General features: G+C 67.6%; 23 protein-coding genes and 1 tRNA gene. 20 read left to right on the top strand and 4 right to left on the bottom strand.

Annotated elements, in window-relative coordinates; translation table 11 throughout:
• Positions 1–1,402, top strand: a 1,402-nt coding sequence (locus tag ACLF3G_RS10325; RefSeq protein ID WP_430669273.1) for a calcium-binding protein, incomplete at its 5' end; no start/stop codon positions are given.
• Here ACLF3G_RS10325 and ACLF3G_RS10320 read toward each other — a convergent pair.
• The gene (locus ACLF3G_RS10320) at positions 1,403–2,191 is read right to left on the bottom strand and encodes a DUF2189 domain-containing protein (RefSeq protein WP_430669272.1); all 789 of its coding nucleotides are present in this window, start codon (positions 2,189–2,191) and stop codon (positions 1,403–1,405) included.
• Positions 2,192–2,345: 154 nt separating this feature from the next.
• Between ACLF3G_RS10320 and ccoN the strand changes: the two genes are divergently transcribed.
• From ccoN to ACLF3G_RS10275, 9 genes are read left to right on the top strand one after another with little or no spacing between them, the layout of a single operon-like run.
• Positions 2,346–3,842: a cytochrome-c oxidase, cbb3-type subunit I gene (ccoN, locus tag ACLF3G_RS10315; RefSeq protein WP_430669271.1), complete on the top strand. Its 1,497-nt coding sequence runs from the start codon at positions 2,346–2,348 to the stop codon at positions 3,840–3,842.
• 10 nt (positions 3,843–3,852) lie between these two features.
• Positions 3,853–4,581, top strand: a complete 729-nt coding sequence (gene ccoO / locus ACLF3G_RS10310) for a cytochrome-c oxidase, cbb3-type subunit II (RefSeq protein ID WP_430669270.1) — start codon at positions 3,853–3,855, stop codon at positions 4,579–4,581.
• A gap of 11 nt (positions 4,582–4,592) precedes the next feature.
• Positions 4,593–4,760 carry a cbb3-type cytochrome oxidase subunit 3 gene (locus tag ACLF3G_RS10305; protein WP_430669269.1) on the top strand — a complete coding sequence of 56 codons (168 nt, stop codon included), beginning with the start codon at positions 4,593–4,595 and terminating at the stop codon, positions 4,758–4,760.
• 10 nt (positions 4,761–4,770) lie between these two features.
• Entirely contained in the window at positions 4,771–5,643 is an 873-nt protein-coding gene (gene ccoP / locus ACLF3G_RS10300; RefSeq protein ID WP_430669268.1) for a cytochrome-c oxidase, cbb3-type subunit III, read from the top strand.
• 20 nt (positions 5,644–5,663) lie between these two features.
• A complete protein-coding gene (gene ccoG / locus ACLF3G_RS10295) occupies positions 5,664–7,151 on the top strand; it encodes a cytochrome c oxidase accessory protein CcoG (protein ID WP_430669267.1) in 1,488 nt (495 codons plus the stop codon).
• Positions 7,148–7,627 (top strand): FixH family protein, encoded by a 480-nt coding sequence (locus ACLF3G_RS10290; RefSeq protein ID WP_430669266.1) that lies wholly within the window; start codon positions 7,148–7,150, stop codon positions 7,625–7,627. Before ccoG ends, ACLF3G_RS10290 begins: the two co-directional genes overlap by 4 nt.
• Positions 7,624–9,990, top strand: a complete 2,367-nt coding sequence (locus ACLF3G_RS10285; protein WP_430669265.1) for a heavy metal translocating P-type ATPase — start codon at positions 7,624–7,626, stop codon at positions 9,988–9,990. Before ACLF3G_RS10290 ends, ACLF3G_RS10285 begins: the two co-directional genes overlap by 4 nt.
• Entirely contained in the window at positions 9,987–10,151 is a 165-nt protein-coding gene (ccoS, locus tag ACLF3G_RS10280; RefSeq protein WP_430669264.1) for a cbb3-type cytochrome oxidase assembly protein CcoS, read from the top strand. Before ACLF3G_RS10285 ends, ccoS begins: the two co-directional genes overlap by 4 nt.
• Positions 10,148–10,336 (top strand): hypothetical protein, encoded by a 189-nt coding sequence (locus tag ACLF3G_RS10275; RefSeq protein WP_430669263.1) that lies wholly within the window; start codon positions 10,148–10,150, stop codon positions 10,334–10,336. The genes ccoS and ACLF3G_RS10275 overlap by 4 nt, the downstream gene beginning before the upstream one ends.
• Positions 10,337–10,365: 29 nt before the next feature.
• Here ACLF3G_RS10275 and ACLF3G_RS10270 read toward each other — a convergent pair whose 3' ends face one another.
• Positions 10,366–10,821, bottom strand: coding sequence for an Lrp/AsnC family transcriptional regulator (locus ACLF3G_RS10270; protein WP_430669262.1), 456 nt, complete (start codon positions 10,819–10,821; stop codon positions 10,366–10,368).
• 111 nt (positions 10,822–10,932) lie between these two features.
• Here ACLF3G_RS10270 and ACLF3G_RS10265 point away from each other — a divergent pair, with 111 nt between their 5' ends.
• The 5 genes from ACLF3G_RS10265 to ACLF3G_RS10245 all read left to right on the top strand — a co-directional run bounded on the left by ACLF3G_RS10265 (position 10,933) and on the right by ACLF3G_RS10245 (position 18,042).
• A complete protein-coding gene (locus tag ACLF3G_RS10265; protein WP_430669261.1) occupies positions 10,933–14,340 on the top strand; it encodes an indolepyruvate ferredoxin oxidoreductase family protein in 3,408 nt (1,135 codons plus the stop codon).
• Positions 14,341–14,359: 19 nt separating this feature from the next.
• Entirely contained in the window at positions 14,360–15,517 is a 1,158-nt protein-coding gene (locus tag ACLF3G_RS10260; RefSeq protein WP_430669260.1) for an acyl-CoA dehydrogenase family protein, read from the top strand.
• Positions 15,518–15,578: 61 nt separating this feature from the next.
• Positions 15,579–15,893, top strand: a complete 315-nt coding sequence (locus ACLF3G_RS10255) for a hypothetical protein (protein WP_430669259.1) — start codon at positions 15,579–15,581, stop codon at positions 15,891–15,893.
• Positions 15,894–15,978: 85 nt separating this feature from the next.
• Entirely contained in the window at positions 15,979–17,379 is a 1,401-nt protein-coding gene (locus ACLF3G_RS10250; protein WP_430669258.1) for a M20/M25/M40 family metallo-hydrolase, read from the top strand.
• Between the two features lie 195 nt (positions 17,380–17,574).
• Entirely contained in the window at positions 17,575–18,042 is a 468-nt protein-coding gene (locus ACLF3G_RS10245; protein WP_430669257.1) for an EF-hand domain-containing protein, read from the top strand.
• Positions 18,043–18,123: 81 nt separating this feature from the next.
• Here ACLF3G_RS10245 and ACLF3G_RS10240 read toward each other — a convergent pair.
• A tRNA-Val gene (locus tag ACLF3G_RS10240) sits at positions 18,124–18,198 on the bottom strand.
• Positions 18,199–18,272: 74 nt separating this feature from the next.
• On the opposite strand from ACLF3G_RS10240, the gene ACLF3G_RS10235 reads away from it, so the two are divergent.
• On the top strand, positions 18,273–19,103 hold the full coding sequence (locus tag ACLF3G_RS10235) for a DUF3108 domain-containing protein (RefSeq protein WP_430669256.1): 831 nt from the start codon (positions 18,273–18,275) through the stop codon (positions 19,101–19,103).
• Here ACLF3G_RS10235 and gph read toward each other — a convergent pair.
• The gene (gene gph, locus ACLF3G_RS10230; protein ID WP_430669255.1) at positions 19,077–19,727 is read right to left on the bottom strand and encodes a phosphoglycolate phosphatase; all 651 of its coding nucleotides are present in this window, start codon (positions 19,725–19,727) and stop codon (positions 19,077–19,079) included. The genes ACLF3G_RS10235 and gph overlap by 27 nt on opposite strands.
• Positions 19,728–19,841: 114 nt before the next feature.
• On the opposite strand from gph, the gene glmU reads away from it, so the two are divergent.
• From glmU to gorA, 4 genes are all read left to right on the top strand, one after another.
• The gene (gene glmU / locus ACLF3G_RS10225) at positions 19,842–21,152 is read left to right on the top strand and encodes a bifunctional UDP-N-acetylglucosamine diphosphorylase/glucosamine-1-phosphate N-acetyltransferase GlmU (RefSeq protein ID WP_430669254.1); all 1,311 of its coding nucleotides are present in this window, start codon (positions 19,842–19,844) and stop codon (positions 21,150–21,152) included.
• On the top strand, positions 21,152–22,975 hold the full coding sequence (gene glmS, locus ACLF3G_RS10220; RefSeq protein ID WP_430669253.1) for a glutamine--fructose-6-phosphate transaminase (isomerizing): 1,824 nt from the start codon (positions 21,152–21,154) through the stop codon (positions 22,973–22,975). The genes glmU and glmS overlap by 1 nt, the downstream gene beginning before the upstream one ends.
• 70 nt (positions 22,976–23,045) lie before the next feature.
• The gene (locus tag ACLF3G_RS10215; protein ID WP_430669252.1) at positions 23,046–24,524 is read left to right on the top strand and encodes an NAD-dependent succinate-semialdehyde dehydrogenase; all 1,479 of its coding nucleotides are present in this window, start codon (positions 23,046–23,048) and stop codon (positions 24,522–24,524) included.
• A gap of 5 nt (positions 24,525–24,529) precedes the next feature.
• On the top strand, positions 24,530–25,918 hold the full coding sequence (gorA, locus tag ACLF3G_RS10210; protein ID WP_430669251.1) for a glutathione-disulfide reductase: 1,389 nt from the start codon (positions 24,530–24,532) through the stop codon (positions 25,916–25,918).
• Positions 25,919–25,958: the final 40 nt, after the last annotated feature.

Below are 25,958 nucleotides of genomic sequence, written 5' to 3'. Positions count from 1 at the left end.
GTTCGGCGGCGCCGGCAATGACTGGCTGAACGCCGGAAGTGGAATTGACGAACTGGAGGGCGGTGAGGGTGCCGACACTCTCGTGGGCGGCGCCGGGTCAAATCGTCTGGTTGGTGGCCCTGGAGACGATGTCTATTCGCTCTATGGTCTTGCCGACATCTGGGTCGAAGTGCCTGGCGGTGGCCACGATGAGTTGGTGGTCGCCTGGACGATGTCGATGCCGGCCGAGATCGAGCGGCTGCGCCTCGCCAACGGTGCCGGCGACATTGGGGCTTACGGAAGTGCCAGGGCGGACACCCTCGTCGGCAACGATGCGGCCAACCGGCTTGAGGGGCGCGACGGCGATGATGTTCTCGACGGTTCAGGTGGCAGCGATACCTTGGATGCCGGCGATGGATCGGATCTGGCTTTGGGAGGGGCCGGCGACGATCTGATCCGCGGCGGTGCGGGGGCCGACACGCTTCTGGGCGGAGCCGGACAGGATTGGCTGCTGGGTGGCGCGGGCAATGACCGGCTGGATGGCGAGGCTGGCGACGACCTGCTTTTCGGCGGCGAAGGCGATGATCAACTTGCCGGCGGAGAGGGTGCGGATCGTCTCGTCGGGGGTTTCGGCGCTGACGTGCTGGAGGGTGGTGCGGGCCTCGACACGCTTCATGGCGGTGATGGACATGACCTGCTGGTAGGCGGCGAGGGCAATGATCACCTTGAAGGCGGTTCAGGCAACGACACCCTCGATGGCGGGCTGGGTGCTGATGATCTGCAGGGTGGCGCCGGCAACGATCTGCTGCGCTCAGGAGGTGGCCTGGGAGACGTCCTGAGGGGCGGCGCTGGAGCAGATACGCTGGATGCCGCCTCCGGTGATGGTTCGGAAAGCCTGCTGCTGGGGGGCGTCGGCGACGACATCTACATCATTGATTCGCCCGGAGACCAGATTATCGAGGCCGCGGGTGGTGGCGCCGACTCGGTCTGGGCCAATCTGCCAGGTGGTGGTTACCTGCTGCCGCCAAATTTCGAGAATCTCTCGCTGCAGGGCACGGCCCTCTTCGGCATGGGCAATGACCAGAACAACTCGATCGCCGGCAACGCGCTTGCCAACTACCTGTATGGCGGCGATGGAGCCGACAGGCTGCGGGGCGGGCGCGGCGATGATACGCTGGAGGGCGGCGAGGGGTCTGACCGCTTCGTGCTGGAGATGAACTCAGGCCTGGATACCTTGCTGGATTTCTCTCCAGGGGTTGATCGGCTCAGCGTTCCTTCCGCCGGCTATGCCACGACGGCCGCGTTGCTGGCAGCCCTGGCGGCCAATAGCTCCGGGTCCTTTCTGCCGCTCGGCAGCGGCGGAGTCGTGTTCAGCGGCCTGTCGCCTGCCCGGTTCCTGCCCGGCGACATCGACCTGATCTGATCATCGGACCAGGTCGCGATAGGCATGCCAGGTGGCGTGCGCGATGACGGGAAGTACGAGTGCAAGCCCCAGGAAGAAGGGCACAAGCGCCATCGCGGTGAAGATGACGATGAGCCCGGCCCACAGCGACATGGCGCGCCAGTTCTTCAGGGTCGCGCGGATGGAGACGGAAACGGCCTCGAAAGCCGAGACATCCCGGTCCACCAGCATCGGGATCGAGACTGCCGTGGCCGCGAACGCGATGGTCGCCAGTACAAACCCCATCCCGGTGCCGACAACCAGGAAGGGCAGAAGGTTTGGCGACCGCAGCATCGCCACAGGCACGGCTTCGATCGCCGGCGCGAAGCCCAGGCCAAAGAACAGGGCGAACAACAGGCCTGCCATGCGAACCCAGAAGAGGTGAAGGAACAGCAGCGCCGCACCCAGGAGCATCAACTGGGGTGCGTGCCGGCGGAAGCCCTGCAGGCACAGCCGGAGGGTGACCGGCTGTCCAGCCTCCCGCAGTCGGCTCGCCTCGTACATGCCGGCGCCGAGGAAAGGCGCCATCAGGAAGAAGCCCGCGGTTGCAGGGAGCACCGCCCAGGCAATTCCGGTTCCCAGCAGCAGACCGCTCAGCAGCCAACCCGCTGCGACGATTGCACCGCCATAGCAGAATCCGATGTGCGGCATCGCCCTGAAATCGGCCCAACCTGCCGAGATCCAGGCCCAGGGGCGATCGGGCGGAACCTGGGTGTCTGCATCGATTACCGCCCCAACCGGCGTCATCGAGTCATCGATCTGCGTGGTCATGGCCCACATCTTTCGCTGCGTTGCCACAGATATAGAGCAGGACCACGACCGCCGGGTTGATCCGGATCAAGGACGGGCGACCTTCTGCGATGTCATCTCCACCCAGGTGCCGCGCCCAAGCTAGCGGCCCGACTGGATGCGGGAGAATTTTGCCATGGCTGCAACGGGCGACAGTGCGGGTTGGGTAGGTGGAACTGCCGGGCAGGCCGAACCCTATGTGGACGGCCCCATCCGCGCCTTTGCCATCGCGACCATGTTCTGGGGCGTCGTCGGGTTCCTGGTCGGCGTTGTCATCGCCTCCCAGCTGGCATGGCCGCTGCTCAACCTCGACCTCGAATGGACGACCTTTGGTCGGCTGCGGCCGGTGCACACCTCCGCAGTGATCTTCGCCTTCGGCGGCAATGCGCTGATCTGCACCAGCCTTTATGTCGTCCAGCGAACCTGTCGCGCCTCACTGTTCGGTGGCGCGCCGATGGGCTGGTTCCTGTTCTGGGGCTACCAGTTCTTCATCGTTGCTGCGGCACTGGGCTACGTCTTCGGTGTGACGCAGGGCAAGGAATATGCGGAGCCCGAGTGGTTCGTCGACATCTGGCTGACGGTTGTCTGGGTACACTACCTGGTCGCCTTCGGCGGCACGATCGTGAAGCGGGAGGAGCCGCATATCTATGTGGCGAATTGGTTCTACCTCGCCTTCATCATCACCGTCGCGATGCTGCACATCGTCAACAACCTGGCGCTGCCGATCACGCTCGGCCACGCGAAAAGCTACGGCCTGGCCGCCGGCGTGCAGGATGCGATGATCCAGTGGTGGTACGGCCACAACGCGGTCGGCTTCTTCCTGACCGCCGGCTTCCTCGGGATGATGTACTACTTCATTCCTAAGCAGGCGGAACGGCCGGTCTATTCCTACCGCCTGTCGATCGTGCACTTCTGGTCACTGATCTTCCTCTACATCTGGGCCGGCCCGCATCACCTGCACTACACGGCGCTGCCGGACTGGGCGCAGACGCTGGGCATGGTGTTCTCTGTCATGCTCTGGATGCCGTCCTGGGGCGGCATGATCAACGGCCTGATGACGCTGTCGGGCGCCTGGGACAAGCTGCGAACGGACCCCGGCCTGCGCTTCTCCGTCACCGCCGTCGGCTTCTACGGCATGTCGACCTTTGAGGGGCCGGTCATGTCCATCAAGGCGGTGAACGCGCTGTCTCACTATACCGACTGGACTATCGGCCACGTGCATTCCGGCGCCATGGGCTGGGTCGGCTTCATCACCTTCGGTGCGCTGTACTGGCTGTACCCGGTTCTCTGGGGAAAGCGTGCGCTGTACAGCCAGAAGCTGGTGTCCTGGCACTTCTGGATCGCGACGCTCGGAATCGTCCTCTACATCACCGCGATGTGGGTCTCGGGCATCCTGCAGGGCCTGATGTGGCGCGCCTATGACGAGCTGGGCTTCCTGCAATACGCCTTCATCGAGAGCGTCGCCGCGATGCACCCCTACTACGTCATCCGCATGCTCGGCGGCCTGATGTATCTGAGCGGCGCGCTGATCATGGCCTACAACCTGTGGATGACCGTGACGCGGACGGAGGTGGCGGACGAAGCTCCGTCCCGTGTCCCGCAGCGTGCGGTTCTTCCCGTCCCGGCAGAGTGAGGAAAGACCGATGCGCTGGCTCAACCACGGGATCATTGAGAAGAACCTGGTCCTGATGGGCGTCCTGACGCTCATCACGGTCTCGATCGGCGGCTTGGCCCAGATCGTGCCGCTGTTCACCGTCGAGAGCACCATCGAGCGGGTGGAGGGAATCCGTCCCTACACGCCGCTGGAACTCGCCGGGCGCGACATCTACGTGCGGGAGGGCTGCTACCTCTGCCACAGCCAGATGGTGCGGCCGTTCCGCGACGAGCTGGAGCGGTACGGCCACTACTCCCTGGCCGCCGAGAGCATCTACGACCATCCCTTTCAGTGGGGCTCGAAGCGAACCGGGCCGGATCTCGCACGGGTCGGCGGCCGCTATTCGGATGACTGGCAGGTGGCGCATCTGCGCAGCCCACGCGCCGTGGTGCCGGAAAGCGTGATGCCGCCCTACGCCTTCCTCGACCGCCCGCTGAACACGCGCCATATCGCGGATAACCTGCGCGCGCAGCGCGCCGTCGGTGTGCCCTACACGGACGAGATGATCGCCAATGCCCGGGCCGACCTGGAAACACAGGCGAGGCCGGATCGCGACCCGACGGCCTTCGCAAGCCGCTATGCGCGCGCGAGGCAGGGCCTGTTCGACGGCAATCCGGCCGCGGTGACGGAGATGGATGCGTTGGTCGCCTACCTCCAGATGCTCGGGACGCTCGTCCGCTTCAGCGACGTCACGCCCGACCAGCTTCGGCAGCAGTGAGGATCGGCACGATGGACCTTGTCGCGCTGCAGCCGCTGTTCTCCACCCTCTGGGTTGTCTGGTTCTTCGTCCTGTTCATCGGAATCCTGATCCGCGTCATGGCGCCAGGCCGCAAGCAGACGATGGATCAGGCAGGCCTGATACCTTTCCGCGACGACCATCGCGACCGCCGGCCCTGAGGACACCGACATGCCGACCAAGATCGAGAAGGACAGCCTGACCGGCACGGAGACGACGGGCCATGAATGGGACGGCGTCCGCGAGCTGAACAATCCGCTACCCAAGTGGTGGCTCTACACCTTCTATGCCTGCATCGCCTTCGCGGCAGTCTGGGTCGTCATCTACCCGGCCTTCCCGTTCCAGGGTGCGACTGGCGTGTCGGGCTGGATCGCGCGCGAAGCGGTCGTGAGGGATGTGCGGGAAGCCGATGCGCGGATGGCACCGATAATGGCGCGGATCCGTGCCGCAACGCCGCAGCAGATCGCGGCTGATTCCGAAATGCGGGGCTTTGCCGTGGCCGGTGGCCGCATCGCCTTCGCCAACAACTGTGCCGGCTGCCACGGCGCTGGCGGGCAGGGTGCCGCTGGCGGCTTTCCTTCCCTGGCCGATGACGACTGGATCTGGGGCGGAACGCACGACGCCATTCGTAGCACCATTGCGCACGGCGTGCGCGCTGGCGAAAGCGATGAGGAGCGCATCAGCATGATGCCGCGCTTCCTCGCCGACGGCGTTCTGACCCGCGCGCAGGTGAGCGATACGGCGGAGTTCGTGCTGTCGCTCAGCGGCCGAGCGGATGACATGACGGCAGCGCAGCGCGGCGCGGCCCTGTACGCAGAGAACTGCGCTGCCTGCCACGGCGACGCAGGCGCCGGGAATCGCGATGTCGGCGCGCCCAATCTCGCTGACCGCATATGGCTCTATGGCGGCGACAAGGCCGCGATCATCCAGACCATCGCCTACAGCCGCGCCGGCGTGATGCCGTCCTGGCGCGGGCGGCTGGACCCGGCAGTCGTCAACATGCTCACCGTCTACGTGCATGCGCTCGGTGGCGGCGAGAACTAGGGCAGGGTGAGCACCGGATCATGACAACCGTTCATCCGCCCGAACGCCTGCAGGCCGCAGCCAATACGCCGCTGTATGCGGCCAGGCAGCGGGTCTATCCAAAGGCAGTGACCGGTACGGTTCGGACGTGGAAGTGGTTGATTCTCATCCTGTGCCTCGCTGCCTACTACCTCGTGCCGTGGCTGCGCTGGGATCGCGGTCCGGGCGCGCCGGACCAGGCTGTACTGGTGGATATCGGGCACGGCCGCCTGTTCTTCTTCTTCATCGAAATCTGGCCGCAGGAGGTCTATTTCCTCACGGGGCTCCTGGTCCTCGCAGCCATTGGCTTGTTCGTCGCGACCAGCCTCTTCGGGCGAGTCTGGTGCGGCTTTGCATGCCCACAGACGGTCTGGACTGACCTGTTCATGTGGGTTGAGCGTCGCATCCAGGGCGATCGCAACGAGCGCATGCGCCTGGACAAGGCGCCTTGGAGCCCTGCCAAGCTGCGCAAGAAGGGCGCCACCCATGCGGCATGGTTGCTGATCGCCGCAACGACGGGCGGCGCCTGGATCATGTATTTTAACGATGCGCCGACGGTGGTGCGCGAGGTGCTGACCGGGCAGGCTTCGGTCGAGGTCTATTTTTTCTTCGCGCTGTTCACCGGCACCACCTACCTGCTGGCCGGCTGGGCCCGGGAGCAGGTCTGCACCTACATGTGCCCGTGGCCGCGGTTCCAGGCCGCCATGCTGGACGAGAACTCCCTCGTCGTGACCTATCGCGACTGGCGTGGGGAGCCGCGCGGCAAGGCGACGAAGCACAGCATTGGCGACTGCGTCGATTGCCGCGCCTGCGTGAACGTCTGCCCGACCGGTATCGACATCAGGGATGGGCAGCAGCTGGAATGCATCGGCTGCGGCCTTTGCATTGATGCCTGCGACGACATCATGAAGCGCCTTGATCGGCCGAAGGGCCTTGTGGCGTTCGAGACATTGGCCAATCTGGCGGCCTCGACGGCAGCCTCGGCTTCCGTGCCGCCCGGACCTGCACGCCAGACCGCAGGCATGGCGGCACGCAGCAGGCCGCGTTTCCTCCGGCCGCGCACGCTTTTGTACGCGGCGATGTTGACGACCGTTGCGGGTATCATGGCGGGTGCGTTCCTGACGCGTGAAGCCGTGACGCTATCAGTGCTGCGCGACCGCGCCCCGCTGTTCATTGCACTGGCAGATGGCTCGGTGCGCAATGCCTTCACCCTCAAGATCGCGAACAAGACGCGGGATGTCTCGGAACTCGCGCTTGAGATCGAGGCATCCGTGCCGGTGCAGATGCAGGTGCAGGAGGGTGCGCCTCTCGGGGCCAATCGCTTCGCCGTCACAACGCGGCCTGATGGAATCACGCAGTGGCGCGTGCTGGTGACGCAGCCAGCCGGCCCTTCGCAGCGTCAGTCATCCGACGTCACCTTCCGCCTGCGGGACAGCCAAGGCAACATTGCTGCGTCGGAACGCAGCATTCTGCTGGGACCCAAGCCATGAGTCACTCCGCACGCGACGCGCAGCCTCGGCGCAGCCTCTGGATTCCATGGATCTTCGTAGGCGGAATGCTGCTGGTCGTCGTGGTGAATGGCGGCCTTGTCTACGCCGCGCTGTCCACCTTCACCGGCGTTACGGTCGGCCGGTCCTTTGACCGCGGACGTACCTACAACCGCGTGCTCGAGACGGCCGCGCGGCAGGATGCCCTGGGATGGCAGGCGGAGGTGCGCTGGGAGCACGGCGTTCTCCTCGTCGCCGCGGTCGACCGAGACGGACGCCCGCTGGCGGGCGCCTGGGAGGGAGTCCTCGTGCGCCCGTTGGAAGGGTCCGAGCACCCGCTGACGTTCCGCGCAGCCGGCAACGCAACCTACGTGGCCCACGCCCAGCCAGCCCGTCCCGGACAATGGGAGGCACGGCTTCGCCTGCTGGGTCCGGGCGGCCAGGTATTCGAAGTCCGTCGCCGGATCATCGTCTCGTGACCGCAGAAGCCTTCGCGGGGCAGCGCTTCCAGAAGGCGCCGGTAGGCCATTCCCTGGCCGGGTGCCGGCATTGCGGTGCGGCACTGATTCCCGGGCAGGGGGATTTCTGCTGCGATGGCTGCGCAGGCGCACATGCCCTGGTCCAGGGACTCGGCCTGGATGCCTTCTACCTGCGACGCGATGCCTCGGCCGCGTCCCTTAAGGCGCCGGACGCGGCGCCAACCTTCGACGCCGCATCCCTCGCCACCGAGACGGCGGGCGGCTTGCATCGCCTTGAGCTCATGATCTGCGGCCTCAGCTGCGGCGCCTGCGTCTGGCTGGTGGAGCAGGCGCTGGCGACCGAGCCGGATGTCATGCGTGCGCGCGCCAACCTCTCCACGCGGCGCCTGAGCATCACCTGGCGCGGGGAAGCGAACCGGGCACGAGACTTCGCGGCGCTGATCGTACGGCTCGGCTTCCGCGTCGCGCCCTGGTCACCCGCCTGCCTGCGCGCCACGGAAGACGCAGAGGGCCAGGCGCTGCTGCGGGCCCTTGGCATCGCCGCCTTCGGGTCGATGAATGTCATGCTCGTCTCCGTCGCCGTCTGGGTTGGCGGCGACATGGGCGAGCAGACCCGGGCCTTGATGCACTGGCTTGCCGCGCTGATCGCACTACCGACGGTGCTGGTCGCCGGGATGCCCTTCTATCGTTCGGCCTGGCATGCGGCGCGGACCGGCCGGACGAACATGGACCTGGCCGTCTCGCTAGGCGTTATTGCGACCACTGCGATGAGCCTCAGCGAGGTGCTGCGGAACGGTCCCTACACCTGGTTCGATGGCGCCACCAGCCTGCTGGCGCTGCTCCTGGCAGGCCGCTTGCTCGATCGCCGTATGCGGCGCAAGGCGGGGCAGGCCGTGGCGGAACTGCTGGCCCTGCAGGACGGTACCGTGACCGTGCAGGATGATGGCGGCCGAGCGCGAGAGGTTCAGGCCGAGCAGGTCCGGGCCGGCGACCTGGTTTGCGTGGCGGCCGGGGAGCGCCTGCGGCTCGACGGTGTGTCCGAGGTGGACGTGGTGCTCGACATGAGCCCAACGACCGGCGAATCCGTGCCCCGGAGACTTGCCGCCGGGCAGGCGCTGCCGGCAGGCGCGATCAACATGGGGGCGGCGTTCCTCATGCGGGTCAGCGCCGCCTTGCGGGAGGGATCGCTGGCGGCGCTAGGGCGGCTATTGGAACGGGCCGAGCAGGGCAGGGGGCGCTTCGTCTCCATCGCCGATCGCGCGGCGCGGATCTATGTGCCGACCGTGCACGTCATTGCCGCCATGACCTTCCTGGGCTGGTGGCTGGGCGTCGGAATTGACTGGCAGGCGGCCCTGGTGCCGGCGGTTGCCGCCCTGATCGTGACCTGCCCCTGTGGCCTGGCCATCGCGGTGCCCGCCGTGCAGGTCGCCGCGGCCGGCGCGCTGTTCCGGCGCGGTATCCTCGTGGCATCACCGACCGCGCTGGAACGCTTGGCGACAGCAGACTACGCGTTGCTGGACAAGACCGGGACGCTGACGACAGGCCAGCCGGAACTGCTGTTGGACCACCCTCACGACCCGGCGACGCTACGCTTGGCAGCCAGCATGGCGCGGGCCAGCCGGCACCCGCTCGCGCTGGCCCTCGCGCGCATCTGTCCGGATGCGCCGGCCTTGCCAGGCGTTGCGGAGATTTCGGGCAACGGCCTCCGGCTCGGTGAGGTCCGCTTGGGCAGCGCAGCATTCTGTGGCCTGCCCGAGGCGCCTGGTGCCGAGATGACGATGTTCCTGTCGCGGCCAGGCCAGGAGCCCGCGCGGTTCCGTTTCCGGGACCAGCTTCGGCCGGAGTCGAGCCAGGTTGTGGCATCGATGCATGACCTTGGGCTGGCGACGGAGATCCTGTCCGGCGACGCGCCGGAGGTGGTCCAGGCAGCGGCCGAACAGACGGGCGTCGGGCATTGGCAGGCCCGCATGGCACCCACTGCCAAGGCGTCGCGCGTGGAGGCGCTGCGGGCGACCGGGCTAAGGCCGCTCATGGTTGGCGATGGCATCAATGATGCCGGTGCCCTGAGCCTCGCCCATGTCTCCGCCAGCCCCGCGAACGCCGCGGGAGTTGCCCAGGCGGCGTCCGACATCGTGCTGCTCGGGGGGGGGCTTGTGGCACTGCCCTTCGCCATCCACGTGGCACGCCGCGCGCAGAGCCTGGCGCGCCAGAACATCGCGTTCAGCCTGACCTACAACGTCGTAGCGGTGCCGGCCGCCGTGTTGGGCTACGTGACGCCGTTGGTCGCAGCGGTCGTCATGGCCAGCAGCTCGATCATCGTGATCCTCAACGCCCTCCGCGCCGGGAGCGATCCGCAGCCATGAACGCATTGATCCTGCTGATTCCAGCGGCGCTAGGTCTGGGCCTGCTCGGCCTCGGCCTGTTTCTCTGGATGCTGCACAGCAGGCAGTACGAAGACCTCGACGGTGCCGCGTCGCGGATTCTTTTCGACGATCAGTACAACAGGAAAGACACTTCCCCATGATCTACTCCGTCGCGCTATCCGCCATCATCTCCCTGGTCGGGCTTGCCGCCGCGGCGGCGGCGCAGGAAGCGAGCCTCTCGATCTTCGGTCTCGCTTTGTTCGGCTTCGGCGTGCTGTTCGGCCTGTTCATGGTCAAGCTTCACTTCGATTCGGCCGAGGGTCGCGCACGTCCCGGCAGGCGCTGAGGCGCAGCGGCCGTTTGGCCAGCCTGGCGTCAGATCGGCATCGGGGACAATTCCTGCTTCAGGCACCGCAGCGCGAAACTGCTGCGGGTGTGGCGGATTCCCGGCAGGCGATACAGGCGGTCCCGTAGCAGGCGCTCGTACCCGACGGTGCCGCCGACCGCCGCCTTGATCATGAAATCGTACTCCCCCGTCACGAGGTGGCATTCCAGCACCTCCGGGATCGCCTGAACCGCCTCCTCGAACCGGCGCAGGCTTTCTTCGTCGTGGCGCTCCATCATCACCTCGATGAACACGGTATCAGGCAGGCCAAGCGCCGCCTGGTCGAGGAGGGCGGCATAGCCGCGGATCGTGCCGGCCTGTTCCAGCCGCCGCACCCGGGTCCAGCAGGGGGAGGCTGAAAGTCCCACTTCCTCGGCCAACTCCGCGTTGGTCAGCCGCCCCTTGCGTGCGAGGGCGCGGAGGATACGTTTGTCGATGGCGTCCATACCGGCATTTTCTTCTGATTTTTCGGCGGTGCACAACAGAATTCGGAAAAGCTCCCTTGTGCAAAGGGGGCATCCTTTCCAAGGTTTGGAACCTGAAACGGGAGACGTCGGATGGGCATCCTGCAACGCCCGCAGGCCAGCCTGGAGGATCGCTGGGATCTGGCCGGAGAGCCGGTGGTGTTGACCGGCATCCAGGCCCTGGTCCGCCTGCCGCTGCTGCGCCGGCAACTCGATGCGGCCCAGGGCTGGAACACCGCCGGCTTCATCAGTGGCTACCGCGGCTCGCCGCTCGGCGGCTACGACCTGGAGTTGGGCCGCCAGGCGGCGCGACTGAAGGCTGCGCAAGTCGTCTTCCAGCCGGGCCTGAACGAGGATCTGGCAGCGACCGCGGTGTGGGGCACGCAGCAGGTCGGGCTGGCGCCCGGCGCCAAGCATGATGGCGTCTTCGGCATCTGGTACGGCAAGGGGCCAGGTCTCGATCGAAGCGGGGACGTGCTGCGGCACGCCAATTCCGCCGGCACCGCTGCGCGGGGCGGCGTGCTGGCGCTGTCCGGGGATGATCCCTCCGCTAAATCCTCGACTGTCACCTCGGGCTGTGAATTCAGCTTCCAGGACCTTGAGATTCCACTGCTGGATCCGGCGGAGGTGGCGGAGGTTCTCGAATACGGGCTTAAGGCCCTCGCGTTGTCGCGCTTCGCGGGCACTTGGTCCGGGCTGAAATGCGTCGCCGAGACGATGGACGCCAGCCAGACCCTGCGGGTCGATGCGGCGCGCTATGCCACGGTCGAGCCGACGGGACTTCTGCTGCCCTCCGACGGCCTGTCGATCCGCCTGCCGGATCAGGCGCTCGCGCAGGAACGCCGGCTGCGGCTGCACAAGCTGCCGGCCGCGCAGGCCTTTGCGCGGGCCAACGGCATCGACCGGATCGAGATGGACAGCGCCTCCGCCCGCCTCGGCATCGCGGTGCGTGGCAAGGCCTTCGCGACGCTGCGGCAGGTACTGGCGGAATGCGGCATCACGCCGGAGCTGGCGCGCCAGCATGGCCTGCGGATATGGAAGGTGGGGCTTGCCTGGCCGCTGGATGCTGAGGGCGCGCGGGCCTTCGCCAGGGGTCTCGAGACCATCCTGGTCATTGAGGACCGGCGAGCCTTCCTCGAGCCCCAGCTGCGGGACGCGCTGTACGGGATGGACGGCGCGCCGCGCATCCTCGGGAAGCGCGACGAAGGCGGCCTGCCGCTGCTGTCGGATCTGGCGGAGCTGGATTCGGCGCAGATCCTGCGCGCTCTGGCGCCCCGTCTGCCAGAGGCACTGCGCAGCGATGCGATGCGGGCCAGGCTGCGGGAGCTGGAGGCGTTGGAGCATCAGGCGGCGGAGCCGCTGGCGGCGCGTGATCCGTTCTTCTGCCCGGGCTGCCCGCACAACACCTCGACCCGTATTCCGGAGGGCTCCCGCGCGCTGGCCGGCATCGGGTGCCATTGGCTGGTCACCAAGATGCCGGAGCGGGAAAGCCTTGCCTTTACGCAGATGGGCGGCGAGGGGGTGCCCTGGCTCGGCCAGATGCACTTCACGGAAACACCGCATATCTTCGCCAATGTCGGCGACGGCACCTGGGCGCATTCCGGCAGCCTGGCGCTACGCGCCGCGGTGGCGGCGAAGGCCACCATGACCTTCAAGGTGCTGGTCAACTCCGCAGTGGCGATGACCGGCGGCCAGCATGTCGAGGGTGAGTTCACCGTGCCGCGCATCGCCGCACAGCTGCGTGCCGAGGGTGTGGAGCGGATCGAGGTGGTCGGCGACGACCCCGACCGCCATCGCGGCGACCCCATGATGCCGCCTGGCACCGGCTTCCATCACCGCAGCGAGTTGGACGCCGTCCAGCGCCGGCTGCGCGAGGTGCCCGGCGTCACGGCGCTGATCTACGACCAGGAATGCGCGACAGAGCGTCGCCGCAAGCGCAAGCGGGGGACGGCCGCCAAGGCGGAGCGGCGTGCCGTCATCAATCCCCGCGTCTGCGAGGATTGCGGCGAATGTTCCCGCGTCTCCAACTGCATCGCAGTGGAACCGCTGGCAACGCCCTGGGGCCGCAAGCGGCGTATCGACCAGTCCGCCTGCAACCAGGACCTGTCCTGCGTGCAAGGGTTCTGTCCCTCCTTCCTCACGCTGACCGGCGCGGAGCCGGCCAGGCCGAAGCTACCGGCGATGCCGGACGGCATGATGTCCGACCCGGTGCTGCCCGAGCCGGTCGATGGTGTCGCCTGGAACGTGCTGGTCGCCGGCGTGGGCGGGCAGGGTGTCACGGCACTGGGCGCGATCCTCGCCATGGCGGCGCATGTGGATGGACGCCCGTCGCGATCGGTGGATACGCTCGGCTTCGCCCAGAAGGGCGGCGGTGTGTTTGTGCAGCTTCGCATCGGGCGAGCCGGCGCGACCGAGGCCAGCATTCCGGCCCCACGGATCGGCGCCGGGCAAGCGGATTTGCTGATTGCGTCCGACATGGTCGTCGCCCATGGGCGCAATGCGCGGCTGATGCTCGGCCCGACCCGCAGCGCGGCGGTGGTCAATGCGGATCTGTCGCCCACTGCGCAGTTCGTTCGGGATACCGCCACACGCTACGAGCCGGAGGCGATGCTGGCCAATCTGTCCGAGGTCTGCCGGGATCTTGCCGCGGTCAGCGCGACAAGCGAAGTGGTGGCGGAGCTTGGCGATGCCATCTTCCTCAACATCTGGCTGCTCGGCCTGGCGTTCCAGCGCGGCCTGGTGCCGGTGTCCGCGGCCGCACTAGAACAGGCGATCACGCTGAATGGGGCGCAGGTGGAGCGGAACCTGACGGCCTTCGCCCTGGGGCGCCGAGCGGCTCTCGAGGAACGCGCCGCGCCTGCGGCGGCGCCGGAGACGCTGGAGGCGATGATCGCGCGGTGCGAGGCGGATCTCACGGCGTACCAGAACGCCGCCTATGCCCGGCGCTACCTGCAGTTCGTAACCCGGGTCCACGCGGCCGAGGAGGCGGCCGTGCCGGGTGAACAGCGCCTCGTGCGGGCCGTGGCCACCCAACTCTACCGGCTGATGGCGTTCAAGGACGAATACGAGGTCGCCCGGCTGCACAGTCTTCCGGAATGGCGCGCGCAACTCGCCGGCAGCTTCGCCGGGGCGCCGCGGATCGAGATGAATCTCGCGCCGCCGCTACTGTCCCGCACCGATCCAAATTCGGGCCTACCGCGCAAGCGGCGCTTCGGGCCGTGGATGCTACGCGCCATGGGACTGCTGCGGCATGGCAAGGCGCTGCGCTTCACGCCACTCGACCCCTTCGGCCACACCGAGGAGCGGCGGATGGAACGGGCGCTGGCCGAGGAGTACCGTGCGACGATCGACTCGCTGCTGCCGCGACTGACGCCCGACACCCACAGTGCGATCTGCGAATGGGCGGAAGCCGCTTCGGGGATTAAGGGCTTCGGGCCAATCAAGGCCCGCAACTTGGCAGCCGTGCGGCTACGCTGGCAGGAGATTGCGGCCCGCCTATAGTTGGGCGGGGAGGACCAGGATGATGCCCGACGAGTTCGGCGGCTTCGAGCTGCCCGAGGCCACGCGAGAACTGCGCGAGACCGCGCTCGCCTTCGCCCGCGATCGCCTGGCGCCGCATGCGCGGGACTGGGACGAGCGCAGGCACTTCCCGGTCGACGTACTACGGGAGGCCGCGTCGCTGGGCATGGCGGCGCTGTATGTGCGCGAGGAAAACGGCGGCGCCGGGCTAACGCGCCTCGATGCCGCCGTCGTGTTCGAGGCATTGGCGACGGGCTGCCCCACGATCTCAGCCTTTCTGTCGATCCACAACATGGTCGCCTGGATGATCGACCGCTACGGCACGGAGGCGCAGCGCGGGGCTTGGTTGCCGCGGCTGATCCCGATGGAGGCCATCGCCAGCTACTGCCTGACTGAACCGGGTGCCGGCAGCGACGCCGCGGCCCTGAGCACGCGGGCGGTGCGGGACAATGAAGGCTACGTGCTGGACGGGGTGAAGCAGTTCATCAGCGGCGCCGGCGCATCAGACCTGTACCTGACCATGGTCCGGACCGGTGGGCCGGGCGCTGCCGGGGTCTCCGCACTTCTTGTGCCCAAGGAGGCGCCGGGGCTGTCCTTCGGTGTTAACGAGCGGAAGATGGGCTGGAACGCCCAACCCACCCGCCAGGTGATCTTCGACGGGGCGCGCGTGGCCGCGGACGCGCTGCTGGGCGCGGAAGGCGAGGGGTTCCGCATCGCAATGAGCGGGCTGGATGGCGGCCGCCTCAACATCGGTGCCTGCAGCCTGGGTGGTGCGCAGGCCGCGCTGGATGTGGCTCTAGCCCATGTGCGGGACCGGCGCGCCTTCGGCAAGGCCGTGGTCGAGTTCCAGGCGACGCAGTTCCGGCTTGCCGACATGGCCACTGAGTTGGAGGCTGCGCGGACTCTGCTGTGGCGGGCCTGCGGCAAGCTGGATGCGGCTGCGCCCGACGCCCCGGCCTACTGCGCCATGGCCAAGCGCTTCGCCACCGACACCGGCTCCCGCGTCGCGGATGAAGCGTTGCAGCTTCTGGGTGGCTACGGCTACCTGGCCGATTATGGCGTCGAGAAGATCGTCCGTGACCTTCGGGTGCACCGCATCCTGGAAGGCACCAATGAGATCATGCGCATGATTATCGCGCGGCACCTGATCGGGCGCTGACGAGCGCTCGGGGTTTCATTTCGGCCGCGACATCTGCGTCGATCCTGTCTAGGGTCATGCCATGCGAATTTTGGGCGCCTCCCTCGCCGTGGTTCTGGCCGCGATGCCCATCGCGGCGCTGTCGCAGCCCCTGCGCAGCCTGATCGTTGGCCATGATGCGCAGGTGGTGGTGCCGCCACGGGGCGCGGCGTCACTGCCGGCCGCGCGCCTTCCGGCGCTCATGCCCTCGCCACCGGTTGCGCTGCCGGCCGAAGCGGCTGGGATCGGGCTTTCGGCGGCGCTGCCCGTGCTTCTCCCGGTCGTTGCCGCGGTGCTGCTTGGTGCCGGTTCGCCGGGCTCGGGTGGCGGCAGCGGCGCGCCCGCAAGCACCCGCTGAGCCACTGCGCCCCGCAGCACCGGTTGGACAGTCCCGAAGCCCTGCGCCATGGTCTGGCGGACAACGTCCGGGTGGAATTCGAGGCATGGGATCGCGAGAGGGCGCCATCGCGCGCGCAGTGGATTTCTTTGATGGTGGCGGCTTCGAGCGCCTGCTGACCGAGCTGGTGGCCGTGCCGTCGACGTCGCAGGAGGAAGGCTCCGGCCCCGCTCTCTCGGCCTACCTCGAGTCGACGATGCAGCCCTGGTTGAATCGGTTGGGTTTCGTCGTCACGATCTCACCGAACCCGCTTGCCGGCTTCGGACCGATCCTGACGGCAACGCGCGTGGAGGACCCGGCCCGTCCAACCATCCTGCTCTACGGGCATGGCGACACGGTCCGCGGGCTCGAGGATCAGTGGCGCACGGGCCTCGCCCCCTGGCGCGTGACGACCGAGGATGGCCGCTGGTACGGCCGCGGCACCGCCGACAACAAGGGACAGCACGCCCTCAACCTGTCAGCGCTGGAAGCGGTGCTGGAGGAGCGTGGCGGTCGGCTGAGCGCGAACGTGAAGCTGGTGATCGAGATGGCGGAGGAACGCGGCTCCCGCGGCCTGCGCGAGTTCATCGCGGCGCATGCCAAGGAACTTGCGGCGGATGCGCTGATCGCCTCCGACGGTCCGCGCGTCGAGCCGGACGTGCCGACCATCGCCACCGGTACCCGCGGCACCTTCCATTTCGACCTGGTGGTGAGACTGCGCGAAGGTGGTGTGCATTCCGGACACTGGGGTGGCCTGACGACCGACCCCGCCATCATCCTCGCGCATGCACTAGCCTCGATCGTTGACCGGGATGGACGCATCCAGGTGCGGGAGTGGCTGCCGGCCGATGGCGTGCCGGCCGGCGTCAAGGCGGTGCTGAAAGGCTGTCCCGTCGGTGGTGGCGACGGCGCCGCAACCATCGATGCCGGCTGGGGGGAACCCGGGCTGACCTCGGCCGAGAAGATCTATGGCTGGAACAGCTTCATCGTCCTCGCCATGGTCTCGGGCCGGCCGGAGAACCCGGTCAACGCGGTCGCACCCGATGCCAGGGCGCATTGCCAGATCCGCTACACGGTCGATGCCACGCCGGAGACATTCGAGTCGGCGCTGCGGACCCATCTGGATGCGCATCGCCTTGAGATCGTGGCCATCGAGAACGCAGGCCTTCGCATGCCGGCCAGCCGCACCGCGCCGGACCATCCCTGGGTGCTCTGGGCGCAGGACTCCGTGTCGCGGACGCTTGGCAAGCGGGTGCAGATCATTCCCAGCAGTTCGGGCGGCCTGCCGGGCGATGTCTTTGTCGATCATCTCGGCGTGCCGCTGGTCTGGATTCCGCACAGCTACAATGGCTGCAAGCAGCATGGCCCCGACGAACACCTGCTGATTTCCGCGGCACGCGAGGGTATCGCGGGGTTCGCGGGGCTCTGGTGGGACCTGGGAGAGACGGGGACTCCAGCCCGCGGCTGATGCGGTTGCCGCCAAGGCGCGTTACGCTTCCTCACCCTGGGCGGGGCCGTCTGACACGCGCCCGTTGCAGACGGCCCCCATTCTCTCCGCTGTAGCCGGCGTCCCGCTGGCGCAATGGAGAATACGACAATGTCGAAGAGGATCGCCCTTTTTGCCGGTGCCGCACTGGTTCTGGCGGCAGGCGCCTTGCCGGTCATGGCGCAACCGGGCCCGGACGAGCGTGGCCCGGCCCACGGCGGACGCGGGTTCGCCATGGGCGAGGCTTTTGCCCGCGCCGATGCGAACAACGATGGCCAGGTGAGCCGCGACGAAGGCTGGACTTGGTTGCAGGCGCGCTTTCAGGAGGTTGATGCGAACCGGGATGGCGGCGTGACCATCGAAGAGATGCGCAGCTACGCCCAGGCACGCATGGGCAACCGCGGGCCGCAGCAGCGAGCCGAGCGCCACGGCCAGGGCATGTTTCGCGCACTGGACGCCAACGCGGACGGCAAAATCACGCTCGAGGAGGTCCGGCCCTTCGCAGAAGCGATGTTCCGGGCTCGAGATGCCAATGCAGATAATGCCCTGACGCGGGAGGAGATCCGTCCCGCGCGTGGCATGCGGGGCGGCCACCACCAGCATGGCGATCGCCGCGGGCCGCCCGCTGGGCCGCAGTCCAACTGAACCGCACAATGCCTAGGGCCGAGGGGCACGTTGCCCCTCCGGCCAGTGGACCTGCCAATTTGACGACTGGAGAGCCTGGGATGGTGGGCGCGGTAGGGATTGAACCTACGACCCCCGCCGTGTGAAGGCGATGCTCTCCCGCTGAGCTACGCGCCCATCCCGGGGTGCGGGGAGTAATGCGGGTGGGGCTTCGGTGTCAAGCGGGCACGGGCGGTCCTTGTGGCGGCCGCATGGCCGACGATATGAGAGGGATGCGCATAACCGCGATTGGCACTGGATTCCTGGCCTCCATCCTGATGTCCGGCCTGTCGTCGTCCGCGGCTTCCGCACAGCCTGTACGCGCGTTCTACGAGGTCTACGCTGCCGGCATGACGATTCTGCAGGTGGAGGCCCTGTTCGACATCTCGGCTACCGGGTACCGCATCGAGACCCGTCTGCGGACCCAGGGCATCGCGGCCAGTTTCGTGTCAGGAGAACAGGTCTCTCGGGTCTCTGGCGCTTGGGCTGGTGCTGTGGCGAGGCCCGCGACCTTCTATTCGCAGGGCACCTGGCGCGGTCAGGCACGCCTCATTTCGCTGGGCTGGGAGGACGGGGATCCCGTGGTCCGCAGGCTGGAGCCGGCGGATGAGGAAAATCGCGAACCGGTGCCGCAGGAGGCGCGGCGGGGTACCATCGATTCCCTCTCGGCCATCGCACTTCTGTCGCGAACTGTGGCCGGGAGCGGCCACTGCGAGGGGCAAGCCCCGGTCTTCGACGGGCGGCGGCGCAGCATCTTTCTCAGCAGCACGGTCCAACAGGATCTCATCCGCCCCTGGCGCGCCGCCTGGCATGGGCAGGCGCTGCGCTGCAATTTTGAGTCGCGACTGCTCGCAGGCTTTCTGCGCGACCAACCCCGGGACCGCGCCGCGGCCCCGCAACGTGGCACGGCCTGGATCGCGGTGCCCTATCCGGGCGCACCGCCCATTCCGGTGCGGATCGAAATGGCCAGCCGCTGGTTCGGCACCGCGACCGCGGTGCTGGTGCGGGCTGAGGCCTCAACCCTCGCCGAAAGGCGCCAGTAGCGCCGGCAGGTCGGATGGCCGCGTCGACACCGGCGCGGTGCCAGCCATGGCAGGGGGTCCATAGCCCCAGCCGGCGAAGATGGCCGGGACACCGGCGCCGCGCGCCGCCGCAATGTCGTTGTGGTGATCGCCGATCATCACCGCCCGCGACACGTCGCCTCCGGCGTCGCGGAGGGTCGCGAGCAGATGTGCCGGGTCCGGCTTCCGGGTCGGGTAGGAATCGCCGCCCCCGATCGCGGTGAATTGGTCGGCCAAACCCAGTGCACGCAGCAAGGTCAGGGCCGGCTCGACCGGCTTGTTGGTGCAGACTGCGAGCCGCCAACCGGTCGAGCGCAGATCCTTCAGGACCTGGACGATACCCTCGAAAGGTGCCGTCTCGACGGCCGCGTTGGCGCTGTAGTCCAGCAGGAAGGCATCAAGCGCCGTTTGCTCGAACGCGGCACCCCGCGCCGCAAGGGCTCGTTCGACGAGGACTTTCGCTCCATCGCCGATCATCGCGACGACCTCCGGACGGCGAAAGCCGGGCAGGCCTCGAGCCGCCATCAGTCGGTCGAGCGCGGCGTGCAGGTCTGGTGCGCTGTCGACCAGCGTGCCGTCGAGGTCGAATATGGCCGTTCTGTGCATGGTTCCCGATAGGATGCCGCGGCGGGCCGGGCAAGGCGCCCTCGTTACGCCACGCAACGGGACGTGACCCGCCACCGGCTTGCGGCGCAGGCGGGGGAGGGACTACCGGGGGGCATGAGTCATGCTGCCATCATTCTTGCCGCCGGCCTCGGGACGCGCATGCGTTCCAGCCTACCCAAGGCCCTGCATCCCATCGCGGGCCGACCGATGCTCCAGCACCTGCTGGCTGCTGCCCGAGAGGTGTTCGATCACCTGGTGGTCGTGATCGGGCCCGACATGCCGGCCCTGGAGACTGCCGCCCTTCCGCATCCTGTCGTGGTGCAGGCAGATCGGCTGGGTACCGGCCATGCGGCCCTTCAGGCGGCCGAGCAGCTTCAGGAATTCACGGGCGACGTCGCGGTTCTCTACGCGGACAACCCTCTGATCACTGTCGATACGTTGCGCCGGCTTGTCGCAGCGCGACGGGAGGCGGGGCTGGCTCTGGTGGCGATGCGGCCGGCCGACCCCGGGCACTACGGGCGGGTGCTGACGGACGGCAACGGTAATGTCGAACGGGTGGTGGAATGGGCGGATGCGGATGCCGCGGAACGCCAGGCCGGCCTCTGCAACGCCGGAGTCCTTTGCGCTCCCGCATCGCAGCTTTTCACCTGGCTGCGGGCCATCCGCAACGACAACGCCAAGGGCGAATACTACTTGACGGACGTGGTCGGTCTCGCGCGTGCAGCCGGGTTGCAGGTGCGTGCGGTGGAGGCGCCGGAGGCCGAACTTCGCGGCATCAACAGCCGCGTCGAGTTGGCGGTGGCGGAAGCGACGGTTCAGGACGGGCTGCGGCGGCAGGCCATGATGGCGGGTGCAACGCTGACCCAGCCGGACAGCGTCGTCTTCTCCCATGACACACGGCTGGGCCGGGATGTCACTGTTGGCCCTCAGGTGGTCTTCGGCCCAGGTGTCGTGGTCGAGGACGGTGTCGAGATCCGGGCATTCAGCCACCTGGAAGGCTGCGTCGTGCGTGAAGGCGCGGTCATCGGCCCCTTCGCCCGGCTACGCCCGGGCACCGTCATCGAGCGACGCGCACATGTCGGGAACTTTGTGGAATTGAAGGCGGCCGTGCTGGGGGAAGGCGCTAAGGCGAATCACCTCAGCTACCTCGGCGATGCTGTCATCGGCGCCGGAGCCAATATCGGCGCCGGAACGATCACCTGCAACTACGACGGTGTGAACAAGCATCGGACCGAAATCGGCCCCGGTGCCTTCATCGGTTCAGACACGGCGCTGGTGGCACCGGTGCGGGTCGGAGCGCGGGCCCTGGTGGCGGCCGGCAGCGTGGTCACTGAAGACGTACCGGATGATGCGATGGGCATCGCGCGCGGCCGTCAGGTCAACAAGCCGGGTCGTGGCTTTCGCGGGAAGGGAGTGAAGGCCTGATGTGTGGAATTGTCGGGGTCGTTGGACGCGAAGCGGCAGCGCCACGGTTGCTGGAGGCGCTGCGCCGCCTTGAGTACCGTGGGTATGACAGCGCCGGCGTTGCAACGCTGGTGAATGGCCACATCGAGCGGCGGCGTGCCGAGGGCAAACTGTTCAACCTGGCCAACGTGCTGGACCGCAGCCCGCTGGAGGGCACGACCGGCATCGGCCACACGCGCTGGGCCACCCATGGCGCGCCGGTGGAACGGAATGCCCACCCGCACGGAACCTCGCGCGTCAGCGTCGTCCACAACGGCATCATTGAGAACCATGCCGAGCTGAGGGCGGAGCTGGAGGCTAGGGGCCAGAACTTCGAGACGGAGACGGATACTGAGACGTTTGCCCGGCTGGTCGACTGGCACCTGCAGCAGGGGGCCTCTCCGAAGGAGGCAGCGTCGGCGGCCCTGCGCCGTGTGCACGGCGCCTTCGCCCTGGCCATGATGTTCGCGGGCCATCCCCGCATGCTGATCGCAGCCCGGCAGGGCGCGCCGTTGGCCATCGGGTTTGGCGAAGGCGAGATGTTCGTCGGTTCCGACGCGCTGGCCCTGGCGCCGTTGACCCGGCGCATCGCATACCTTGAAGAAGGTGACTGGGCGGTGGTGTCGGAGACCGACGCGGCGTTCTTCGATGCGGCGGACCAGCCGGTACAGCGACAGGTGCGGCTGACCTCCATTTCGGGTGCGGCAGTCGGGAAGGGCAATTTCCGGCACTTCATGGAGAAGGAGCTGCATGAGCATCCGGCGGTGCTCGGCGACACGCTGCAGCAGTACCTGGATCCGGGCACGCGTGCCGTTGCCCTGCCGCCGCTGCCCTTCGATCCGGCTGTGGTGCCTCGCCTGACGATGTCCGCCTGCGGGAGCGCATTTCTGGCAGCCCAGGTCGGGCGGTACTGGATCGAGCAGTTGGCGCGCATCCCGGTCGATGCAGATGTGGCCAGCGAACTGCGCTATCGCGAGCCGCCCTGGATCGAGGGCGGAGGCGCCATCCTTGTCTCTCAGTCGGGCGAAACGGCGGACACCATGGCGGCACTTCGCCTGCTGCGCGCCGGTGGGCAGAAGGTGCTGTCGCTGGTCAATGTGCCGGAAAGCAGCATGGCGCGGGAAAGCGACGGTGCGCTGCTGACGGTTGCGGGGCCGGAGATCGGCGTGGCCTCCACCAAGGCCTTCACGGCCCAGTTGGCGCTTCTGGCCTGCCTCGCCATTGGCTTCGGCCGCGCCCGTGGGACGCTGGACGAGGCAACGGCCAGGCTCCTGGCGACGACGCTGACCGAAGTACCGGGCCATGCGGCGCAGATTCTGGAGAAGGACGAGGAGATCCGCGCCATGGCGGCGGAAGTCGCGAAGGCGCGGGACGTGCTGTTCCTCGGCCGCGGCGCGCTGATGCCGATCGCCATGGAGGGCGCGCTGAAGCTGAAGGAGCTGTCCTACATCCACGCCGAAGGTTATGCGGCCGGCGAAATGAAGCACGGCCCGATCGCGCTGATTGACAACGCCGTGCCGGTGATCGCGCTCTGCCCGAGCGGCCCGCTGTTCGAGAAGACGGCGTCGAACCTGCAGGAGGCCGCGGCCCGCGGCGGGCGCATCATGGCCTTCACGGACGCCGTGGGGTCGAAGGCCTTGCGGGGCTTCTCCGAACGGGTGATCGAACTGCCGACAGTGCACCCTTTCGCGGCACCGATCCTGCACGCCATCCCGGTTCAGGTCCTGGCCTACCATGTGGCGGTGCTCAAGGGCACCGACGTGGACCAGCCCCGCAACCTGGCCAAGAGCGTGACGGTGGAGTGAGTCACCGGCAGGCCTGACATCGGCGGTGCGGCACTCTATCTTTCCCCGACCCGAGGGAAGGAAAGCCGACATGCTGGATGCCATGGCCAAGCTGCCGCTGAAGGACCCCGACCTGTTCCGCCAGGCGAATTGCATTGGTGGGAAATGGGTCCAGGCGGATGCCGGCACGACCATTTCGGTCCGTAATCCGTCGACCGGCGAAGTGATAGGTGAAGTTCCGGCGATGGGCGTCGCCGAGACCCGGCGCGCCGTCGAGGCAGCGCAGGCGGCCTTCGCAGGCTGGCGGGCGATGCTGGCGAAGGACCGCGCCGCGATCCTGCGCCGGCTGAACGACCTGATGCTGGCCAATACGGATGACCTGGCTGCGATCATGACGGCCGAGCAGGGCAAGCCCCTGGCGGAGTCCAAGGGCGAGATTGCCTATGCGGCGTCCTTCATCGAGTGGTTCGCTGAGGAAGCCAAGCGCATCTACGGCGATACGATCCCGCAGAACGCCAATGGCCGCCGCATCCTGGTGATGAAGGAGCCGATCGGCGTCTTCGCGGCGATCACGCCCTGGAATTTTCCGGCGGCCATGATCACGCGCAAGGCCGGGCCAGGCTGGGCCGCGGGCTGCACGGGCGTCATTCGGCCAGCCTCTCAGACGCCCTTTTCGGCCCTTGCACTGGCGGTGCTGGCGGAACGCGCCGGCATGCCGCCGGGCGTCTGCAACGTCATCACCGGGCCATCCCGGGAGACGGGCGGTGAGCTGACCTCCAACCCGCTGGTCCGCAAGCTGACCTTTACCGGTTCGACGGAAGTGGGTCGGACTCTGCTGGCGCAATGCGCGCCGACGATCAAGAAGACCTCCATGGAGTTGGGTGGCAACGCGCCCTTCATCGTCTTCGACGACGCGGACCTGGATGCTGCGGTGCAGGGGGCCATGGCCTCCAAGTACCGCAACACCGGGCAGACCTGCGTCTGCGCCAATCGCATCCTGGTTCAGGACGGCGTGTTTGAGGCCTTCGCGCAGAAGCTGAAGGTGGCCGTGGAGGCGCTGAAGGTGGGCGACGGGATGGAGGCGGGTGTCACCCAAGGCCCGCTCATCAACGCAGACGCCGTCAAAAAGGTGGAGGAGCACATTGCCGACGCCACTGCCAAGGGTGCCAGCATCCTGACGGGTGGCAAGCGGCATGCCCGCGGCGGCAATTTCTTCGAGCCGACGATCCTGACGGACGTGCCGCATGGGGCCCAGGTGTTCCGCGAGGAGACCTTCGGCCCCGTCGCGCCGCTGTTCCGCTTCCGGACGGAGGAGGAAGCCATCAGGCTCGCCAACGACAGCGAGTTCGGCCTGGCCGCCTATTTCTATGCCCGTGACATTGGTCGCATCTTCCGCGTGGCGGAGGCGATCGAGGCTGGCATCATCGGGATCAACGAGGGCCTCATCTCGACCGAGGTCGCACCCTTCGGCGGCGTCAAGCAGAGCGGGCTTGGCCGGGAAGGTTCCAAATACGGGATCGAGGACTACCTCGAGATCAAGTACCTCGCCCTCGGCGGCATCGGAAGCTGACATCCATGGCCTACGACTTCGACCTTTTTGTCATCGGCGGCGGCTCTGCCGGCGTGCGCTGCGCGCGCATCTCGGCCGGCCACGGTGCGCGCGTCGCGGTGGCGGAGGAGCGATTCTGGGGCGGCACCTGCGTCAATGTCGGCTGCGTGCCGAAGAAGATCATGGTGAATGCCACGGAATACGGCCAGTGGGCGGAAGACGCCGCCGCCTTCGGCTGGGACGTCGAGATCAAGGGCCATGACTGGGCACGCCTGGCGACACGCCGCAACGCCGAGATCGAACGGCTCTCGGGCATCTACGGCAGGCTGTTGAAGGGCAATGGCGTCACCACCTTCGACGCTCGCGCGACCTTCGTGGACGACCACACGCTTCAGGTGGGCGACCAGCGCATCACCGCCGAGCGGATCCTGATCGCCACGGGTGGCACGGCGCAGAGGTTGGACATTCCCGGCGCGGAACTCGGCCTGATCTCGGACGACCTGTTCACGCTGCCCGCATTGCCGAGGCGGGTCGTGATCATCGGCGGTGGCTACATTGCACTCGAATTCGCCTGCATACTGCATGGCCTGGGCGCAGAGGTGGATGTGATGTACCGGGCCGCCCTGCCGCTGCGGGGCTTCGACGCCGATGTGCGGGCCGAGGTTGTCGAGGCGCTGACCACCCAGGGCATCAACCTGAACCCGGATGTCTCCCCAACCCGGATCGCCCGGGTGGACGGCCATCTGATGGTCAACATGTCCAACAACTTCATGCGCGAAGCCGATGCTGTATTCTTCTGTACCGGCCGCCTGCCCAATACCCACGGCCTCGGCCTGGACAAGGCAGGTGTCACCACCACGGCGGAAGGCGCCATCGTGGTGGATGAGGAGCATCGCAGCAGCCAGCCGCATATATACGCCCTGGGTGATGTGATCGACCGCGTGAACCTGACGCCGATGGCAACGGCCACGGGCCATGCGCTCGCCGATACGCTGTTCGGCAACAAGCCGCGCCGCGCCTCCTACGACAATGTCGCCACCGCCGTCTTCACCAACCCACCCATCGGGACGGTAGGCCTGTCGGAGGAGGAGGCGGCCGCGCGCGGGCCGGTGGATGTCTACGTCACCCGCTTCACCCCTATGCGCCACAGCATCAGCGGCCGGAAGGGCCGGCGCACGCTGATGAAGCTGATCGTCTGCCAGAAGACGGACCGGGTTCTCGGCGCCCACATGCTGGGCGAGGATGCGGCGGAAATCATGCAGGGCATTGGCATTGCGGTGGGCATGGGCGCGACAAAGGCAGATTTCGACCGCACCATCGGCATCCATCCGACCGCGGCGGAGGAGTTCGTGACGTTGCGGACCCGGGCGCGCGAGGCCGGTGTGCTGCCGCCGGCCCAGGCGGCCGCAGAATAGGCCAAAGCCGCATGGAGTTTCCCTGAGCCGCCGCTGGCGC

The sequence above is a fragment of the Falsiroseomonas sp. HC035 genome (assembly GCF_050563525.1).
Taxonomy (GTDB): Bacteria; Pseudomonadota; Alphaproteobacteria; order Acetobacterales; family Acetobacteraceae; genus Falsiroseomonas.
Note: the sequence above shows the minus strand (reverse complement) of the source record. Positions and strands in the feature narration are given on the sequence as shown.